Source organism: Actinokineospora auranticolor, from assembly GCF_041897805.1.
Taxonomy (GTDB): domain Bacteria; phylum Actinomycetota; class Actinomycetes; order Mycobacteriales; family Pseudonocardiaceae; genus Actinokineospora; species Actinokineospora auranticolor.
The window spans coordinates 4,951,477-4,969,343 of record NZ_CP154825.1 but is presented as its reverse complement, the minus strand read 5'-3'; the positions used below and the strand labels follow the sequence as shown (position 1 = coordinate 4,969,343).

The 17,867-nt window shown below is 71.4% G+C and carries 16 protein-coding genes; 7 read left to right on the top strand and 9 right to left on the bottom strand.

From position 1 onward, the window contains the following. Positions 1 to 54: 54 nt before the first annotated feature. Both V5P93_RS21940 and V5P93_RS21935 read left to right on the top strand, forming a co-directional pair. Positions 55 to 210 (top strand): hypothetical protein, encoded by a 156-nt coding sequence (locus tag V5P93_RS21940; RefSeq protein WP_181043459.1) that lies wholly within the window; start codon positions 55 to 57, stop codon positions 208 to 210. Continuing rightward, positions 207 to 3,647 carry a hypothetical protein gene (locus tag V5P93_RS21935; RefSeq protein WP_104478989.1) on the top strand — a complete coding sequence of 1,147 codons (3,441 nt, stop codon included), beginning with the start codon at positions 207 to 209 and terminating at the stop codon, positions 3,645 to 3,647. Before V5P93_RS21940 ends, V5P93_RS21935 begins: the two co-directional genes overlap by 4 nt. Here V5P93_RS21935 and V5P93_RS21930 read toward each other — a convergent pair whose 3' ends face one another. The 4 genes from V5P93_RS21930 to V5P93_RS21915 are packed head-to-tail and all read right to left on the bottom strand — an operon-like array spanning position 3,648 to position 8,724. Continuing rightward, positions 3,648 to 5,387 (bottom strand): ABC transporter ATP-binding protein, encoded by a 1,740-nt coding sequence (locus tag V5P93_RS21930; protein ID WP_104478990.1) that lies wholly within the window; start codon positions 5,385 to 5,387, stop codon positions 3,648 to 3,650. 1 nt (position 5,388) lies between these two features. Next, the gene (locus V5P93_RS21925; RefSeq protein WP_104478991.1) at positions 5,389 to 6,222 is read right to left on the bottom strand and encodes an ABC transporter permease; all 834 of its coding nucleotides are present in this window, start codon (positions 6,220 to 6,222) and stop codon (positions 5,389 to 5,391) included. Then, positions 6,219 to 7,187 (bottom strand): ABC transporter permease, encoded by a 969-nt coding sequence (locus tag V5P93_RS21920; RefSeq protein WP_104478992.1) that lies wholly within the window; start codon positions 7,185 to 7,187, stop codon positions 6,219 to 6,221. Before V5P93_RS21920 ends, V5P93_RS21925 begins: the two co-directional genes overlap by 4 nt. Positions 7,188 to 7,191: 4 nt before the next feature. Continuing rightward, positions 7,192 to 8,724, bottom strand: a complete 1,533-nt coding sequence (locus V5P93_RS21915) for an ABC transporter substrate-binding protein (protein ID WP_245931238.1) — start codon at positions 8,722 to 8,724, stop codon at positions 7,192 to 7,194. 195 nt (positions 8,725 to 8,919) lie between these two features. Between V5P93_RS21915 and V5P93_RS21910 the strand changes: the two genes are divergently transcribed. Then, positions 8,920 to 9,378: a hypothetical protein gene (locus tag V5P93_RS21910; protein ID WP_104478994.1), complete on the top strand. Its 459-nt coding sequence runs from the start codon at positions 8,920 to 8,922 to the stop codon at positions 9,376 to 9,378. A 42-nt stretch (positions 9,379 to 9,420) separates the two neighbouring features. On the opposite strand, the gene V5P93_RS21905 is transcribed toward V5P93_RS21910, so the two are convergent. Together V5P93_RS21905 and V5P93_RS21900 are read right to left on the bottom strand one after the other, a co-directional pair. Then, positions 9,421 to 10,428, bottom strand: a complete 1,008-nt coding sequence (locus tag V5P93_RS21905) for a LacI family DNA-binding transcriptional regulator (protein ID WP_104478995.1) — start codon at positions 10,426 to 10,428, stop codon at positions 9,421 to 9,423. 117 nt (positions 10,429 to 10,545) lie between these two features. Continuing rightward, complete coding sequence (locus tag V5P93_RS21900) at positions 10,546 to 11,712, bottom strand: S8 family peptidase (RefSeq protein ID WP_104478996.1); 1,167 nt, start codon at positions 11,710 to 11,712, stop codon at positions 10,546 to 10,548. Positions 11,713 to 12,078: 366 nt separating this feature from the next. Here V5P93_RS21900 and V5P93_RS21895 point away from each other — a divergent pair, with 366 nt between their 5' ends. After that, a complete protein-coding gene (locus V5P93_RS21895) occupies positions 12,079 to 13,050 on the top strand; it encodes an NAD(P)-dependent alcohol dehydrogenase (RefSeq protein WP_104478997.1) in 972 nt (323 codons plus the stop codon). On the opposite strand, the gene V5P93_RS21890 is transcribed toward V5P93_RS21895, so the two are convergent. The 3 genes from V5P93_RS21890 to V5P93_RS21880 form a co-directional block, all read right to left on the bottom strand. After that, on the bottom strand, positions 13,044 to 13,607 hold the full coding sequence (locus tag V5P93_RS21890; RefSeq protein ID WP_104478998.1) for a TetR/AcrR family transcriptional regulator: 564 nt from the start codon (positions 13,605 to 13,607) through the stop codon (positions 13,044 to 13,046). The two genes, V5P93_RS21895 and V5P93_RS21890, sit on opposite strands and share 7 nt — an antisense overlap. Positions 13,608 to 13,639: 32 nt before the next feature. Then, positions 13,640 to 14,584 carry an NAD-dependent epimerase/dehydratase family protein gene (locus tag V5P93_RS21885; protein WP_104478999.1) on the bottom strand — a complete coding sequence of 315 codons (945 nt, stop codon included), beginning with the start codon at positions 14,582 to 14,584 and terminating at the stop codon, positions 13,640 to 13,642. Positions 14,585 to 14,836: 252 nt separating this feature from the next. Beyond that, on the bottom strand, positions 14,837 to 15,571 hold the full coding sequence (locus V5P93_RS21880; RefSeq protein ID WP_104479000.1) for a trans-aconitate 2-methyltransferase: 735 nt from the start codon (positions 15,569 to 15,571) through the stop codon (positions 14,837 to 14,839). Between the two features lie 70 nt (positions 15,572 to 15,641). Here V5P93_RS21880 and V5P93_RS21875 point away from each other — a divergent pair, with 70 nt between their 5' ends. From V5P93_RS21875 to V5P93_RS21865, 3 genes are all read left to right on the top strand, one after another. After that, a complete protein-coding gene (locus V5P93_RS21875) occupies positions 15,642 to 16,217 on the top strand; it encodes a CGNR zinc finger domain-containing protein (protein ID WP_104479001.1) in 576 nt (191 codons plus the stop codon). A gap of 316 nt (positions 16,218 to 16,533) precedes the next feature. Continuing rightward, positions 16,534 to 17,376, top strand: coding sequence for a DUF6745 domain-containing protein (locus V5P93_RS21870; protein ID WP_245931239.1), 843 nt, complete (start codon positions 16,534 to 16,536; stop codon positions 17,374 to 17,376). Between the two features lie 9 nt (positions 17,377 to 17,385). Then, positions 17,386 to 17,850, top strand: coding sequence for a hypothetical protein (locus V5P93_RS21865; protein ID WP_104479002.1), 465 nt, complete (start codon positions 17,386 to 17,388; stop codon positions 17,848 to 17,850). The last annotated feature ends 17 nt before the right edge of the window (positions 17,851 to 17,867 follow it).

The window sequence follows — 17,867 nt, the reverse complement described above, 5'->3', positions numbered from 1 at the left end:
CGGGCGACGGGAAACCCGTTGAAGCCCAACGCACCCGCAAGGCACTCTCACCACATGCTGTTCATCAACTTCCGCGTCGGCGACGGCCAGGACAAGGCCGCCTGGCTGGACGCGGCACTCTCCGGTGTGCTCGGCCCAGACCAGGTCTTCCGCTCCAGCGGTCCATCGATGTCGGGCACGAATACCCGCCGATCCTGTGGAACGCGGTGAAGACCTGCGACGCGATGCTCGTGGTGATCGGCGACCGGTGGCTGTCCGAGTTCGGCGCGCGCCTGTTCGACCCGGACGACATCGTGCGGCGGGAGATCGCCACCGTGCTCGCGGCGGGGAAACCGGTCATCCCCATCCTTGAAGACAGCGGTCGCATGCACGGCGCGGACCAGTTGCCGCCCGACCTCGCGTCCCTGGCCGTCCGCCAGTACGTCCGCCTCACCTACCGCGACGCGCACGCCCTCCCCGGCTTGGTGGATCGCCTCATCACCGCCGCCCCGGCGCTGGGCGTCGGGGTCCGCGAAGGGATCGAGGACCTGGCCGCGTGGCACCGCGAGCGCGTCGCGGCGACCGCGCTGCCCGAGGGTCTTGCCCTGCTGGGCCGCGCGGAGGTCGCCGATCGGTTGCGGTCGTGGCTGGCCGGTTCACCAGGGACCCTCGTCCTCCAAGGCCAGACGACGGACGAGGTCGCCGAGTTCGCCGCAGTGGTCCTCGGTCCCGCGTCCCGCGCGGTGCGCGTCACCTCGCGGGCCGGGTGGGAGCACGCGGCCAAGATCCCGCGGTCGTTCCCGGCGGTCGTGGTGAGCGATGACGTCCTCGTCGGCCACAACCAGAACCAGCGGCACGTGCTCATCGCCCAAGACGCGTTCGTCCGCCGCGCCGATGGGCTGACACTGCCGCGTGTCCCCAGGGACCTGGCCCGGGACGCCTTCCTGGCCGCCGGAACGCCACCGCACCTGGCCGACGAGTACGCGGGATTGGCCAGGCGGAGCCAACGCGCCCTCATGCGCAGGCTCATGCCGAGCAGGTCACGCCCACCGTGGGCGCAGGACTCCGCGATCGCGACCCCGCTCGCGCTCATCGGTCGCTGGCCCGCCACCAATGCCGTCGATCACGAGATCATCGGGCGCGTCACCGGGCACGACTACCCGGCCGTCGACCGCTTCCTCGCCGCGAACGCCACCTCCTCGGACCCACTGGTCCACCGCAGCGGCTCCCGTTGGCAACTCGCCGACCCGTTCGACGCCTGGTCCCAACTGGTGTCCCGGATGACCGGCACCGACCTGGCGCGGTTCGCCGACGCCGCGGCCGAGGTGCTCGGCGAGGTGGACCCGGTGCTCTCGCTCCCCGAGGGGGAGGCGTTCACCGCCGGGCTGCGGGACATCCGGCGGCGCTGGTCCGACGACCTGCGCCAAGGCATCGCCGAAGGCTTGGCGCGCCTGGGTGACACCGGGGCCGTGGCGGGCGACACGGGCGAGAACCACGCGTCCCGGATCGTCGGCGCGCTGCTGCGCGAGGCGAACGACGACCGGACCGGCCTGCTCTGGCGTTCGCTCGCCGACGTGCTGCCGCTGCTGGCGGAAGCCGCGCCCGGAGTCTTCCTCGACGCTGTCCGTGCGGGGACACGGGCGCCGGATCCCTTGCTCCGCCTGATATTCGACGACGGCGTGGCGGGACACCACTCCCCGCACTCCGGGCTGCTCTGGGCATTGGAGACCCTCGCCTGGTCGGCGGATCACCGCTCGCTCGCGACCCTGTCGGTCGCGCGGCTGGCCGAGATCGATCCGGGTGGCCGCCTGGCGAACCGCCCGTCCAACACCTTGGCGAGCCTGCTCACGGCAGCGCCGATCAGCCCCATCCCGGTCGAGGGTCGCTCGGCCTTGATCAACCAGGTGCGCAAGCGCTACCCCGAGGTGGGCTGGCGACTCCTCGACGACCTGACCCGCCACGGCGGGTTCCTGGCCCACCCGGCGCGTCCCCGCGTCCGGCAGGACTGGGCCAGCGCGGAGTCCGCCGCACCGGACGGGTTGACCGCGTACGGGGCGGCACTGCTCGACGCCATCGAGGCCGATCTGATCACCGACCCACGCCGCTGGGCGGACTACCTGCCCAGGGTTGCCCGGTTCCCCGAAAGCTGGCGCGAGCGGCTCCTGGGTGCCCTCGAGAACGCCTCTCTCAGCCCACTCCACCAGCACGAGCTGGGCGAGCTGTGGACCCAGGTGACGACGATCCTCAACCGCGCCATCGACGGTGACGCTGAACCCAAACACCGCACGCCTGCCGAGGTGGAGCGCCTGACGCTCTTCGCCAAGCGGATCGAACCCGTCGCGGACCCGACCAGGCACGCCTGGTTGTTCTCCTGGCACCCCGCCTTGCCGGGAGTTGACCGGACCGATCATGAGGCCCACCACGCGGCGGTGGACGCCCGCAGGCAAGAGGTCGTCGCTGAGGTGTTCGACCACCAAGGGTTCGAGGGCCTGGCGCGCTTGGCGGAGGCAAGTACGCGGGGTGATTCCGTCGGGTGGGCGCTGGCGCGGGTGACGGGCGACGCCGCGCGCGAAGAGGTCTTCAACGTCCTTGGCAGCGAGTTGGCGGAGGGCTGGGTTCGTTGCCGCGCCCGTGTCGGTGGTGCCGAATGGTGCGCGGAAGTCGTCGACAGCGTTCCTGATGACGTCTCGCGCCGTGTGGCGTTCCTGCTGGCGGTGCCCGTGGACTGGGCGTACGAGCGGGTGGCGGCGGAAAGCGAGGAGACCCGACAGCGCTTCTGGGAGATCACCCCGGCTTACCCGTTCCCCACGGGGGCGGTTGAGGGATACCTCGCCAAGATCCTCGGAGCCTGCCGCGCCGGTGCGGCCATCGACGGCCTGGTCATGGTGCTGCACGACCACAACAGTTCGTGGCGCCCTCCGGTGGAGTTCGTGGTTGCCACCTTCCAGGCACTCGTGGACGCCCCGGGCACAGCGCGGCCCGACATCTCCTACGAACTGGAGAGGCTTCTGGCGTACCTGCGCGAGACCGACTGCGCCGCGCGCGAAATCGTCCGGTGGGAGGTGATGTTCGCGGGCCTGTTCCACGACTGGCAGCCCCAGACGCTGCTCGACTTGATCTCCGGCGATGCCTCCGCCTTCGTCGAACTGCACCAGTTCCGCTACCTCCCGAACGGAAAGCTGAACCCCGACGCCACGGGTTTCTACCTGACCGCCGAGCGGATGCGCCGCGTCCCCGGCCACCGAGACGACGTCGTGGACGGGAAGTTCCTGCACGGCTGGGTCTCCGCGGCGCGGGAGCTCCTCCTCCAGGCAAACCTTCGAAAGAGCGGTGACCGGTCCATCGGGGCGCTGATCTCGGCAGGTCCCGTCGGCGCCGACGGGGCTTGGCCTGCGGAGGCGATCCGCGACGTCCTGGACCTGGAGGACGCCGACGAGATCCGCATCGGCTTCCTGACCGGCATGAGCAACGACATCGGCATGACGACCCGAGGCGTGTACGACGGCGGGCAGCAGGAGCGGGCCTCAGCCGCGAAGTACCTGGCCTGGGCCGCCGACGTCGAACTCGACTGGCCGCACACCGCGCGGGTCCTCCGCGACCACGCCGAGTCCCTGCGCGCGCAGGGCAGGCACTGGGACAGGGAGGCGGAGGACGACCACGACGAGTGACTACCCCGCGTGCTCGAAGGTGTCGGGGACGTCGAGGGTGGCGGCCACCAGCGAGCGCGTGTAGGGGTGGGTGGGGGAGGAGAGCACGGCGTCCGCCGTGCCCTTCTCCACGACTCGGCCCTGGTTGAGGACGGTGACGGTGTCGGCGATGCTTCGGACGACAGCCAGGTCGTGCGTCACGAAGATCATCGACAGGCCCTCCGCCAGGAGGGAGCGGAGGAGTTCGACCACCGCGGCCTGGACCGAGACGTCCAGGGCGGAGGTGATCTCGTCGCAGATGAGCAGCTTGGGTCGGCAGACGAGGGCTCGGGCGATGGCCACGCGTTGGCGTTGGCCGCCGGAGAGTTCGGCGGGGTAGCGGTTCGCGAGGTGGGTGGGGATCTCGACGCGGTCCAGGGCCTCGTGGGCACGCCGTCGGGCTTCGGTGCCCTTCAGGCCGAAGTAGTGCCTGAGCGGAACCAGGAGACTGCTCTCGACAGTCCGCTGTGGACTGAGTGAGCCGTACGGGTTCTGGAAGACGTACTGCAACTCCCGCCGCAGGTCCTTGTCGCGCCGAGGAGCGAGCACCTGGCCGTCGAAAACAATCTTCCCTTCCTGCTCCTCGTGCAAGCCCACCAGACACCGCGACATCGTCGTCTTCCCACTGCCCGACTCACCCACCAACGCCAGGCACTCGCCCCGCGCCAGGCCGAAGGACACCTCGAACAGGGTCTGTCGACCGCCGTACCCCGCGTTCAACCCGGACACCGTCAGAATCTCGTCGCCGGAGAACGGGGGAGCCGCATCGACGACAACGGCAGGCCGGGGTGACCGCGCCACCTCCGCCGTCCGCCAGCACCGCGCCAACGTCCCCGACGGAACCTCGACCAACGGCGGACGCGACGAGCACTCCTCCGCCGCGTGCGCGCACCGCGGCGCGAACACGCACCCCGACCGGTCCGCGCCGATCCCCGGCGCCCGGCCCGGGATCGGCACCAGCCGGTGCCGGTGGGTCGACGACGGCACCGCGGCCAGCAGGGCCCGGGTGTACGGGTGCGCCGCGCGGGCCAACGACCCGTGCTCCACCACCTCGCCCCCGTACACCACCAGCACCCGGTCCGCGACCTCCGCCACCACCGCCAGGTCGTGCGAGACGTAGATCGCCGCCAGGTCCCGCGACCGGCACAGCTCCCGCACCACCTCCAGCACCCGCGCCTGCGTCGACACGTCCAGGCCGGTCGTCGGCTCGTCCAGCACGATCAACCGGGGACCCGGCGCGACCGCCATCGCGATGGCCACCCGCTGCTGCTGGCCCCCCGACAGCTGCCGGGGCCGCCGCCGCAGGAAGGCGTCGTCGCCGGGCAGCCCGACCGCCTCCAGCAACGACCGGACCCGGGCCAGCGCCTCCCGCCGGGGCAACCGCAGTCCCTCGGTCAGCTGCGTCGCCAGGCTCAGGCTCGGGTTCAACGCCGTCGCCGGGTCCTGCGGCACGTACGCGACCCTGCTTCCCCTGGCGCGCCGCAACTCCTTCTCCGGCAGGGCGAGCAGGTCGACGTCATCGACCACCACCCGGCCGCCCGTGATCGTCGCGCCCTTGCGCGCGAAACCCAGCAACGCCAACGCGAGCGTGCTCTTGCCCGACCCGGACTCGCCGACCACGCCCAGCACCGAGCCCCTGGCCAGCTCGAACCCGATGTCCCGGACGATGTCGTGCCCCGTGGCGTCCGCCCGGACCGTGACACCGGAAACCTCGACCTCCACGTCACACCCTCCCTTCCGTGCGGCCGACGGTCCGCGCGACGGACTCGGCGACCAGGTTGCCGCCCAAGGCCATCATCAGGATCAACGCGATCGGCGCCAGGACCGGCAGCGGCGCCACCGACAGCCCGTCCTGGTTCTCACCCACCATCAGCCCCCAGTCCGCGGCGGGCGGCGCGATGCCGAAACCCAGGTAGCTCAACGACGCGATGGCCGACACCGCCCACACCAGCCGCGTCCCGGCCTCCACCATCAGCGGCGAGGTCACCCCCGGCAGCACCTCGCGCAGCAGGATCCGCCCGGCGGGCAACCCGTTCACCCGCGCCCACAGCACGTAGTCGCTGCCGACAACGGGAATCGCCGCGCCGCGCAGCACCCGCGACACGCCCGGCACGAACGCCACACCGACCAGCGCCGACGTCAACACCGTGCTGCGGCCGAGCATCGACACGAACAGCAGCACGAAGATGATCTCCGGGAAGCTCAGCAGCACGTCCATCGCCCGCATGAGCACCGCGTCGACCGCGCCACCCCGGTACGCGGCCGTGAGCCCGACCAGAGACCCGAGCACGACCCCGATCCCCGCCGCGAGGACCGCCATCCAGGTCAGGTTGACCCCACCGTCGAGCAAGCGGCTCAGCACGTCCCGACCGAGGATGTCGGTCCCCAGCGGGAAAGCCCCGCTCGGGTCCGCCAGCGGCGGCCCGACGATCGCGTCGTACGGGTGCGGAGCGAACACCGGCCCCAGCACCACCACGAGCGCGACCACACCGAGCAGGCCCACCCCCAGACGGGCCCGCCCGGTGCGCGCGGCCCGACCCAGCACCGAAGTACTCACCGCGACCTCCCCAGTGTCGTGAACACATCCGCCAGCAGGTTGAACACGTAGTACGCCGTGGCCAGCACCAGCACGCACGCCTGCATCACCGGCAGGTCGTGGGCGTTGACCGCACTCACCAACTCCGTCCCCAGCCCCGGGTACGAGTACACGTACTCGACCACCACGACGCCCGTGATCGTCACCGCCGCGACCAGGCTCGCCGCCGGGAGGCTCGCCGCGACCGCGTTGGGCAGCGCGTGCCGGAACAGCACCCGGCGCCCGCTGAGCCCCTTGAGCACCGCCATCTGCGCGTACTCGCTGTCCATCGCGTCGATGAACGACGCCCGCACGAGCCGCCCCAGGTACATGACGCCCATCAGCGTCAGCGTGGTCACCGGCAGCACGAGTTCGGCCGGGTGCCACCACGGCAGGTCGCCGGGCGGGATGTTCGACACCCCCGGCAGCACCCTGAACACCGACGTCGCGAAGAACGCGATCAGCAGCATGCCGACGACGAACGCGGGCAGCGCGGTGAACAGCGACGACACCGCCACAAAAGCCCTGTCCGGCAGGCTGTCCCGCTGGTACGCGGTGAACACGCCGATGAGCACCGACAGCGGCAGGATCAGGGCCATCGACATCAGGCCCAGGGTGAACGAGTTGAGCACGCGGGGCGCGAGGATGTCCGCCACCGGCCTGCCGTTGTCCAACGACGTCCCCAGGTCGCCGCCGAGCACACCGGTGAGCCAGTGCCAGTACTGCGCCACGAGCGGCCGGTCCAACCCGAGCCGCCCCCGCAGGTCGGCCACCTGCGCCGCCGTCGCGTCCTTGCCGAGGATGATCCGCGCGATGTCCCCGGGCAGCGCCTGCGTCACCAGGAACAGCAGCACCGACACCAGGAACAGCACCAGCAGGCCGACAGCCAGGCGCCCCAGCAGCCACCGGGTCGGCGAACCCCGGCGCGGCGCGGTCGACGAGGCCACGGCGTCAGCTCCCGACGGACACGTTCGACAGGAACGACAGCGGGCGCCCGTTCACGTCCGTGACCAGCCCGCGCACCCGGCTCCGGTACGGCATCAGCACGTTGACGAACGCGGGCACGACCGTGGCGCCGTCGCGGTACTCGATCTCGTGCATCCGGTTCATGATCGAGCACTGCCCGGCCGCCGGGGCCAGGAACAGCTCGTCGGCCAGCCGGACGAACTCGGGGTTGTCCCAGTGCGTGGCGTTGCCGACCCGGTCCGGCAGCATCGACCCGATCACGGTCGGCAGGTAGGGGATCGGGTTGAAGTCGATGAACGCGGGCCACTTTCCCCACTTCGACAGCAGTTCCGGCACGGGCACCACGTTGACCTCGACCTTCACCCCCGCCTTGGCCGCGTTCTCGGCGAACACCTGGGCCAGCTCGCGCATGCCGGGCAGCAGGCCGTCGGTCGTGATCGCGAAGGAGAGGTTCGGCTGCCCGGCCTCGGCCAGCAGCTTCTTGGCCTGCTCGATGTCCTGCTTCCGCTGCGGCACCCCCGGCGCGGGGCACTGCGGCGTGCCGCCCTCGTGGTCGTTCGCGACGCGGGCGTATCCGCCGAACGCGTTGGCGACGACCTGGTCGCGGTCGACGAGCAACCGCAGCGCCTGCCGGACCCGGACGTCGTCGAACGGCGCGACATCGGTGTTGAGGCCGATCCTGAGGGTGAAGTCGCCCTTGCTGTCAAGGAGCTGGATGCCGTCCTTGCCCGCGAGGGACCGGGCGATGGTGGGGTTGGCGCCCGAGGCGATGTCGACCTGGTCCGACAGCAGCGCGTTGGCCTGGGCCTGCTGGTTCTGGAACTCGGTGATCTCGACGGTGCCGACCATCGGCCGGGTGCCCCAGTAGGCGTCGAACCGGGTCACTGTGGACTGACGTCCGGGGGTGAAAGCCTTCACCGCGAAGGGACCCGTGCCGACCGGCTTCTCCGGCGCCGTACCCGCCTTGGTCATCGGCAGCAGGACGTTGGCCCAGATGTCCTTGAACGGGCCGAATGGCGCGCTGAGTCCGATGCGGACGGTGAGCGGGTCGACGGCCTCGACCGCGTTCGGGTCGATCTTCTCGATGAACGCCAGCCCCTGCGCGGCGTGTTGCGGGTCGCGGAGGTATTTGACGCTGGCCACGACGTCCGCCGAGGTGAACGCGGTGCCGTCGGTGAACTTGACGTCGGGTCGGAGCTTGATCGTCCACCGGGTGAGGTCCGCGTTCGGCGTCATCTCCGTGGCCAGCGCCCACTCCACCTTGCCGGTGGGGTCCAGGCGGGTCAGGCCCTCGTAGAGCAGCGCGCTGCGCAGCTGTTGCGTCGGGCTTTGGTTGCTGGCGTAGGGGTTGAGGGTCTCGCCGGGGTCGGTGGCTGCGGCGATGCGCAGCGTGGCGTCCTCGCTCCCGGCGGCGGTCGTGCGGTCCGGGGCGGAGCAGCCCGCCAGCGTCGTGGCGGCGAGCGCGGTGGCGGTGAGTGCGCGGGTCAGGTGTCCGGGGCGGTGGTGGGTGCGCGTCACTGGGCGACTCCGGTCTGTGCAGAGTGGACTCATCTAAGCCTTTAGACCAGGTCCCGACGTCTGGTCTCGGTGAGGTTCGGATCAGGTTACGACCGATACCGGGACAAAGAAAGGGGTCTCGGCGAACTTTCTAAACGATTAGAACGTGCTACGGTCGTGTCGTGTTGCCAGGGGGCTGACCAGGAAAGAGGACCGATGACCAGTCCGTACGAGCACCTGTTCGTCAGGAAGATGCCGAACTGCCTCGACGACCTCGTCAACGAGGGTTCCGCCGCCGGGGTGGTGGAGCCGCCGAACATCGGCGAGGCGCTCGCGCTGATGCGGTCCGAGGAGGTGCCGGAGAGCAAGATCCACCTGACGTACTGCTGGATCAAGGAGTGCGACAGCCCGGTGGAGTGGGTCAAGGAGCACGTGCACGACTACGACGAGGTCCTGATCTGGCACGGCAACGACCCCGAGGACCCGGACTACCTGGGCGCGGAGATCTACTTCGACATCGAGGGTGTCCGGCACACGGTCACCACCAGCGGTTCGGTCTACATCCCGGCGGGCGTGAAGCACTGCCCGCTCGGGTTCACCAAGGTCGACCGGCCGTTCCGGTTCAGCGCGCTGTCGCTGGCCCCGAACTACGCGTCGGCCGACAAGAAGGCGTAGTCGCGCGCACCGCGCCCGCCCCGGACCGGGGCGGGCGCGGTGTCATGTCCGGGGTTCGCAGCCGCAGGTCACGCCGACGCTGAGGGTGCCGTCGAGGATGGCGTCCCGGGGCGCGTCGCCCGCGTGGACCCGGTCGAGCGCGTCGAACGCGCGCGCCGCGAAGGTCTCCAACGGGAGACGGACCGTGGTGAGCGGGAAACCGCCCAGCACCGCTTCCCGGATCCCGTCGAAGCCGACGACCGCCAGGTCCTCCGGCACCCGCAACCCGAGGTTCGTCGCGGTGCGGATGGTGATGAGCGCCTGCTCGTCGGTCGTGGCGTAGATGGCGCGGGGGCGGTCGCGGCCCCGCAGTACCCGCTTGACGGCCTGCTCGGCGGCGACCCGGTCGAAGGACGAGCGGACGAGCCTGCCCGCGGTCGGCAGACCCGCGTCCGCCATCGCCCGCCGCCAGCCACCCTCACGGCCGACCGCCGGACCCACCTCGATCTCCCCGGCCAGGCAGGCGATGTCGGTGTAGCCGTGCTCGACGAGGTGCTCGACGACGAGCCGGGCACCCTCGTGGTCGTTGAAGGTCACGTTGGGCGAACCCGCACCGGGAACGGCCCACTGCAAGAACACCCGTGGCGTCTCGTCGTCGCCGCGGGGCGCTTCGCCGGTGGTGACGAAGATGCCGCGGGGGCGCAGCTCGGAGAAGGCCTCGCCGTACTCGTCGCCGAGGGACGAGCCGTAGCCGGTGTTGCCGAGCAGGGTCAGCAGCCCCCGGCCGCGCCCCTCGGCCTCGATGCAGCGGGAAAGCTCGCCGTAGAAGGCGTTCGCGGTGTCGGGGACCAGCAGGCCGATGAGGTTGGAGCGACCGCCGCTGAGCGCGCCGGCCAGCGGGTTGCGCCGGTAGCCGAGCATCTGGATGGCTTCCTCGACCTTGACCCGGGTCTTCTCCGACACGGGCCGGGGCCCGCCGTTGAGCACGTAGCTGACCACGGCGGTGGACGTACCCGCCAACCGCCCCACGTCGAGCAACGTGGGCTTCCGCGCCGACCGCTTCCCACCCACGCCGCCACTCCCCTGCCTTGACCGGAGCGACCACTGTAATCCACCGGCTGCCTGCCCGCGCCCACGACAAGCGGGCGCCCGCCCCCGCCGGTGCGGGAACGGGCGCCCGAGGGGATATCAGGCTCCGGTGTAGACGAGGTTGTTGGGGCTCTTCGGGTCGGTGACCTTGTTCTTGGTGGCGCTGGCGACCAGGGCGTCGCGGACCTGGGCGGGGGTGGCGGTGCGGCCCGTCAGGTACAGCGCCGCGGCGCCCGCCACGTGGGGGGTGGCCTGGGAGGTGCCGCTCACGGTCTGGGTGGCGGTGTCGGACGTGCGCCAGGCCGAGACGATCGAGACGCCCGGGCCGAAGAGGTCGACGAGGTCGCCGTAGTTGGAGAACGACGCCCGGCGGTCGGTGTTGTCGGACGCGGCGACGGTGATGGCCTCGGGGACGCGGGCGGGGGAGAAGCCCGCGGCGTCGGCGTTGGAGTTGCCCGCGGCGACCGCGTAGGTGACGCCCGAGCGGATGGAGTTGCGCACGGCGGTGTCGACCGTGTCGTCCTTGCCGCCGCCCAGGCTCAGGTTCGCCACGGCCTTCTTGCCCGCCGCGTCCTTGGTGACCCAGTCGATCCCGGCGATGACGCCCGCGAGCGTCCCGCTGCCGTTGTCCCCGAGCACCCGCACCGCGACGATGCCGACCTTCTTGGCCACCCCGTACGTGCGGCCGCCGACGATCCCGGCCACGTGCGTGCCGTGCCCGTGGCCGTCCTGCGCGACGTTGTCCTTGTCCACCGCGTCGTAGCCGTTGCGGGCCCGGCCCTCGAACTCCTTGTGGCTGATCCGCACGCCGGTGTCGACGATGTACGCGGTCACGCCGCTGCCGCCGTTGTCCGGGTACGTGTAGGTCTTGCTCAACGGCAGATTCCGCTGGTCGATGCGGTCCAGGCCCCACGGCGCGCTGCTTTGGGTGCCCTCGGCGGTGATGACGTGGTCCTGGGTGACATAAGCGACCGACGGGTCCGCCGCGATTCGCCGGGCGGCCCGCTCGGAAAGCCGCGCGGAATACCCGTTGAGCGCCGAGGAATACGTGTGCTCGACCGTGCCGCCATACCGCCCGGCGTGGTCGCCCGCCGCCGCGTGCACGGCGCCGTCCTTGAACACCACCACGTACGAGCCGGTCACCGCGGTCCCGGATGCGGCCCTGACCTGGCCCTCCTCCGCCTGGGCCGGGGTGGCGACGGCGAGCACGGCGGCCGCGGCCGCGACGGCGGCGACAGCGGTTCTGGCGCGGAAATGCGTCGACATCGGTAAGCCTTCCCGTCATGGCCCACGCTCTCGGGGCCGTTGGGAAAAGCCTGACATGAATGCGCGCGGCGGCGGAGTTCGCGCATTCCCAATTCCCAACTCGTAACGGAAAGCGCGTCGGTGTCCTGCGTTTATGTCGACCTCGTTACCCGGAATGCGGCGGTGTCCGGGTTCCGCGCACTGGGATCACCCATTCGCGCTCTGTGACGGTGGACGTCGTGGTGTAACCGTGGTGGGGGAGCGGATAATTTCAGGGGGTAAATAACGGAAGTATTCCGGGGTGCCCCCTAGGTGATCTCCCGGGATTGTCCCTGAACCGCGGGAACGGCCCCGTGCCCCGTGTGGGGTCCCGCTACGGTCACGGCCATGAGAGCTGCGGTGCACACCAGGTTCGGTCCGCCGGACGTCGTGCGGGTCGTCGAGACGCCCGTCCCCGTTCCCCGGGCCACCGACGTGCTGATCAAGGTGCACGCCACCACCGTCACCTCCGCAGAGTGCACCATGCGCCGCGGCGAACCCCGGTGGGGCCGCGTCATCCTCGGCCTGCGGAAGCCGCGGCGGGGGCTGCGCACCCTGGGGCTGGAGGTGGCGGGCGTGGTCGAGTCGGTCGGCTCGGCCGTGCGCCGGTTCGCCCCGGGCGACGAGGTCTTCGGCTTCACCGGGTTCGCCGTCGGCGGCCACGCCGAGTACCTGCGGATGCCCGCCACCGGGTCCCTCACCCTCAAGCCGATCGGGCTGTCCTTCGCCCAGTCCGCCGCGGCGGTCGACGGCGCCACCACCGCGCTGTTCTTCTTGCGGGACAAGGCGAAGGTCATCCCCGGCGACCACGTCCTGGTCAACGGCGCGTCCGGCAGCATCGGCACCTACGCCGTCCAACTCGCCAAGCGCCTCGGCGCCCGCGTGACCGCCGTCTGCGGCCCGTCCAATGTGGACCTGGTCCGCTCCCTCGGTGCCGACGCGGTCATCGACTACACGACCACCGACTTCACCGCGAACCACGACACCTACGACGTCGTCTTCGACGCCGTGGGCAAAAGCTCCTTCCAGGCATCGCGCGCCGCGCTCAAGCGCCGCGGGAAGTACGTCCCGACAACGGGGTTGACCAACAACGTCTGGTCGCTGTGGACATCGGTCCGCGGTGGCAAGAGGGTCGTGACGGGCATGTCCGTCAACAAGAGCGCCACCCTGCCGGTCATCAAGGAACTCCTGGAGACCGGCAAGCTCCGCGTCGTCATCGACAAGACCTACCCGCTGGTCGACATCGCCGAGGCCCACCGCCACGCCGACACCGGCCACAAGCGCGGCAACGTCGTGGTCTTGGTCGTCGACGATCAGTAGTGGCGCAGCCCCGTGCGGAGGGTGCTCGCCCAGGGCGCGTCGATGGTGTCGGCGCCGAGCGCCAGCACGGTGTTGCAGAGGAACCCACGCGCGAAGAACCGCTGGATCGCCTCGTCGTCGGCGCCGGTGACCGCGCGGACGTACTCGACCTCCCGGGCGTAGCAGGCGCGGATCGCGTCGCCGATGGCGGGCTCGGTGGCCGCGCACGTGGCCTGGAGCAGGACCAGCAGCAGGTCCCGGTCGACGATCAGGCGGGCGTACGCCTCACCCAGGGCGTCGAGGACCGCCGCGGGGGCCGTGCCCTCCGCCTTCGCCGCGGCGTCGGCGAAGGCCTCCCGCATGCGGGTCGAGCAGTGCTCGATGACGGCGACGAACAGCGACTCCTTGTCCGGGAAGAGCCGGTACACGTAGGCCTGCGAGATCCCCGCGGCCTTGGCCACCTCGGACGTGGTCGTGCCGTAGTACCCCCGGGTGGCGAACGCCCCGATGGCGGTCCGCAGCACGACCTCGCGGCGTTCGTCCGCAGTGGAGAGCTGCCTGGAGCTCGTACGTGCCATGTGACTAATCAACCACTCATACTCTGTCGCTGTCAACCGAGTAGCTGCCGGTACCACGCGATCGTGGCCGCGATGCCCTCCTCGAACGGCGTCGGCCGCAGCCCGAACGCGTCCTCGACGGCCCGGCAATCCACGATCTGCGGCTCCAGGTACTGGTAGAACAGCTCGGCGTATTCACGCATGAACACCTCGTCGAACGGACCCCAGGCCCGGTCGGTCGCCGCGGGCAGCACGTCCCGTGTCAGCTCGACGCCCAACTCCCGCTCGATCAAACCGTGCACCTGGCGCGTCGACAGGGTCGAGATGGTGGGAACGTGCCACACCCGCCCGAGTGCTTCCGGTCGCTCGCCCAGGGTCGCGAGCGCGCGGGCCACATCGCCGATGTGGCTGAAGGCGTGCGGCTGGTCGATGTCGCCCAGCGCCACAACGGGCTCGCCGTGCAGTGCGGGTACGAAGACCGCGCCGCCGAGCGCGGAGTTGAGCACTCGCGGCCCGTAGAAGTCCGCGGCCCGCGCGATGGCCACCTCGGCCACCCCGTCGGTGTGGGCGCGCAGGTAGCGGTCCGCGACCTCCGCCCGCAGCCGCCCCTTGTGCGAGGTGGCCCGGTGCGGCGTCCGCTCGGTCATCGGCTCACCGCCGGTGGGCCCGTACATGTACAGCGTGTCGGTGACCACGAGCCGCGCCCCGCTGCTCGCGGCGCCCGCGAGGAAACCCGCCTGGAGCCGGGGGAGCAGGTCGTCCCACAGGTGGTACGGGGCGTGCGCGCAGTGGTAGATCGCCGTCGCGCCCGCGCAGACCTCGCGCATGCGGGGTTCGTCGGTGATGTCGGCGGCGACGAGCTCCGCCGCCCGCGGCACCGACGCCGAGCCGCTGCGGTTGACCGCGCGCACGCGGTGTCCACGGGCCAGCAGCTCGTCGACCAGGGTGAGCCCGGCGGGGCCGGTGCCGAACACGACGTGCAGCTCAAGAGCGTTCATCGAATCCTCCGCGGTGATGAGTGGTAGACCACTCACTCTTGTCCTCGTCGGACGACGAGCGAGGGCGTGGGCATAGAAGTAATTAATCACTCACACCTGCGGGTGTCAACCGGGCCGAGAGGGGGTGGTGCCCCCTCTCGGCCACGGGGCGCGGCGAGCCGGACTCGGCGCGTCGAGGAGTGCGCCGAACAGGTTTTCCAGGCGCTGCACCGGATGTAGCGGCCCGGGAAACCTGTCCGGTCGCTCCCGGCGCTAGCGGATGGCGGCCAGGACCCGGCTGTCGCCGTGCTGCCAGATGGTGTCGATCTCGGCGAACCCGGCGTCGGTCAGGGCGTTGACGTGGGTGCGCAGCCCCTGGGTCTCGGTGTGCGGGTCGTGGCCCGCGCGGGGCTTGACCAGCTCGCCGAAGGTCGGGTCCTGGGCGATCGCGTCCCACCACTGCTCCCAGTTGTCTCTGGGCTCCTCGGCGGTCGACCGACCGAGGGCCGCGTGGACCCGGGCGAGGGTGGGGGCGAAGTCCTCGGCGGTCAGGTGGTCGCCGTCGAGGAAGACCGCGCCGGGCGCCAGGACCGAGTGCAGTTCGGCGTACGCGGCGCGCAGCCGGTCCTCGGGCAGCCAGTGCAGGGCGGTCGTGCTGACCGCGGCGTCGACGGGGCCGTCCAGGTCCAGCACCGCGGTCCAGTCCGGCCGCGCCAGGTCGGCCGAGACGAAGCGCAGTTCCGGAGTGTCGGCGTACGCGGCCTGGGCCAGCCCCAGCAGCAGCGGGTTCGTGTCGACGGCGACTATCCGCGCCTTCGGGAGGCGCTCGCGTAGTCGCACGGCGAGCGACCCCGGGCCGCAGCCCAGGTCGAGCACGAGCGGGTCGGGCTTGTCGACGACCTCGACGAGCGCGTCGGCGATGACGCCGAACAGCGTCTCGCGGTGGGGGACGTAGAACTCCTGCTGGGCGTCCCAACGGGCGATCCAGGACCGGGCGTGCTCGCGCACGGCAACCTCCGTGACTGGCGTGGACTAGACTGCCAGTCACAAACCTGCCGGAAGAGGTGTCACTGGTCAAGTGCGATTCGACAGTCACTACGACGGCCCGGTCCGCGCCGCCGCCCACCTGGTCAACGCGGTCACCACGGGACAGGCCCGGGGCCGCGCCTACGCGCCGCCCGACGGCACAGCCCTGCGCGACGCGGTCGCGGAGGCCCTGCGCACGGCGGGCGCCGAGGACCTGACGGTCGTCACCGCCGCCGCGGCCGACCGCCTGCGCCGGGCCGCCACGACCCTGCGCGGCGTCTTCGCGGCCGTGGCCGACGACCGCCTGTCCGAGGCCGCGACCCTGGTCAACGACGAGCTGGTCGACCACCAGGTCCGGCCGGTCCTGCTCCGCCACGACGACGACCCGACCTGGCACGTGCACCAGTTGGGCACCGTGGGCGGCCTCGCGGGCCAGTGGGCGGGCACCTGCGCGGCGGCCCTGTCCGTCGTCATCGGCGGCCCGTCCGCCGACCGCCTCGGCGTCTGCACCGCGCCCCGCTGCGACCGCGTCTACGTGGACACCTCCCACAACGGATCGCGCCGCTTCTGTTCCACTGCCTGCCAAAACCGCGTCAAGACCGCCGCCTACCGGGCCCGCGCCACATGATTGCCTTGCGCGGACGGGGTGGTTGCTGCCACGATGGCGCCATGTCTACGCGAAGGGGCGGCTGCGCCCTCGGCCGATGAGCCGCCGCACGCGGCGGAGACCGCGTGTTCCCACTGTTGCACCCTTTCCCGATCCCGAGCCGATTCGGCGCGAGTGGACCGCGCACGCGACCTCGTCCGAACCGGCCGACCGGGACACCGCCGAAGCGGCCATCCGCGGGGCTGTACTCCCTGGTCGGGCCGATCCGCCGCGTTTCCGCTGGGTCGGGTCCCCGAGCGCGGGTGCCGTCCTGGCCGCCGCGCCCGTGGAGTCCACTGTGGCCTACCGGCTGCGGGTCCACGTGCACGAACGCCAGGAGTTGTTGCGGCGCGTCTGGACCAAGCACTGGCACGGCGCCGCGGTGTTCCGGTTCGAACACATGTCCATTGTGGACAAAGCGGTCCGCGCCGCGCTGGACCGCGACTTCCGCCGCGGCCTCGTGCCCGCCCTGCTGGGCGCCATCGGTGGTGTGCGGTACGTCCGGTACGGCCAGCACGACGTCGGCTGGGTGGCCGGGCTCGACGCGCACCGGCGGGTCTTCGCGCCCGACCGCCCCGACCCGGCCCTCGACCTGTGGACCGCGCTGGCCCGCTCGTGCGGGTGGTGGTGGCCGGGGGACGGGGAATGCGTTGTCGCGGAACGACCTTCGGTGTTCGCGCTCGACGACGTCGACGACGCGATCCGCCCGCACCGCGCGGATGGCCCCGCGGTGCGCTACCCGGACGGCTGGTCCGTCCACTTCTGGCACGGCACCGCGGTGCCCGCCTGGGTGATCGAGGACCCGACCCCCGAGCGCATCGACGTCGAGCGCAACGCCGAGGTGCGCCGCTGCGCCATCGAGCACCTCGGCTGGCCCGCGTACCTCGAGCGCTCCGGCAGCGCCCTCGTCGCCACCGCGCCCGACCCCGGCAACCAGGACGCCGAACTGCGGCTCTACGACCTGCCCGCGTGGGCAGGCGCGCGAATGCTGTTGGCGGTCAACGGTTCCCTCGAACGCGACGGGACCCGACGCCGCTACGGCCTGCGCGTCCCGCGGTGGGTCGACTCGCCGCTGCAAGCCGCCGCCTGGACCTACGGACTGACCACCGAGCAGTACGCGACCCTGCTCCGACGCACATAGGTGACACACATGAGACTTGGCCAACTGCTCGACCACACCGGACTCGACGTCCTCGACCACCTCGAACGCGAGGTCGCCGTCCCCGTGATCGACGGCCCGCAAGCCCAGGGCGACCTGATCGTCCTCCCCGCCGTCGAACTGGCCTACGTCAAGCCCTGGCGGGAATCCGGCTGGTCGCAGGTCCCGCCGGAGGGCGTGGACCTGATCCGCGGGGGCAACGGTGCCAACCCGCACACCCTCGTCGGCGACCCGGGCACCTGCCGCTTCACCTGGGAGGTGCGGGATTCCCTGGGGCTCGCCTTGGCCCTCCTGGAGAACACGGCACCGGTCTACCTCATCCACCCCGAGCACGGTGGAACCGGCATCGCCCCGGGCCGGTGGGTCGTCCGCAGGCAGCAGGAACGCGGCCGTCCGCGCAGGGGCAGCGGGTTCACCTGGGGCGACGGCCTGAGCCCGAACTTCGTCGTCGACTAGGGCGGGGTGGCGCGCCC

Bases quoted from the DNA above. Each gene is read 5' to 3' on its own strand.
- V5P93_RS21910 (WP_104478994.1), top strand. From the start codon at position 8,920: ATGACCAGTCCGTACGAGCACCTGTTCGTCAGGAAGATGCCGAACTGC.
- V5P93_RS21885 (WP_104478999.1), bottom strand. From the start codon at position 14,584: ATGAACGCTCTTGAGCTGCACGTCGTGTTCGGCACCGGCCCCGCCGGG.
- V5P93_RS21940 (WP_181043459.1), top strand. From the start codon at position 55: ATGCTGTTCATCAACTTCCGCGTCGGCGACGGCCAGGACAAGGCCGCC.
- V5P93_RS21895 (WP_104478997.1), top strand. From the start codon at position 12,079: ATGAGAGCTGCGGTGCACACCAGGTTCGGTCCGCCGGACGTCGTGCGG.
- V5P93_RS21890 (WP_104478998.1), bottom strand. From the start codon at position 13,607: ATGGCACGTACGAGCTCCAGGCAGCTCTCCACTGCGGACGAACGCCGC.
- V5P93_RS21865 (WP_104479002.1), top strand. From the start codon at position 17,386: ATGAGACTTGGCCAACTGCTCGACCACACCGGACTCGACGTCCTCGAC.
- V5P93_RS21900 (WP_104478996.1), bottom strand. From the start codon at position 11,712: ATGTCGACGCATTTCCGCGCCAGAACCGCTGTCGCCGCCGTCGCGGCC.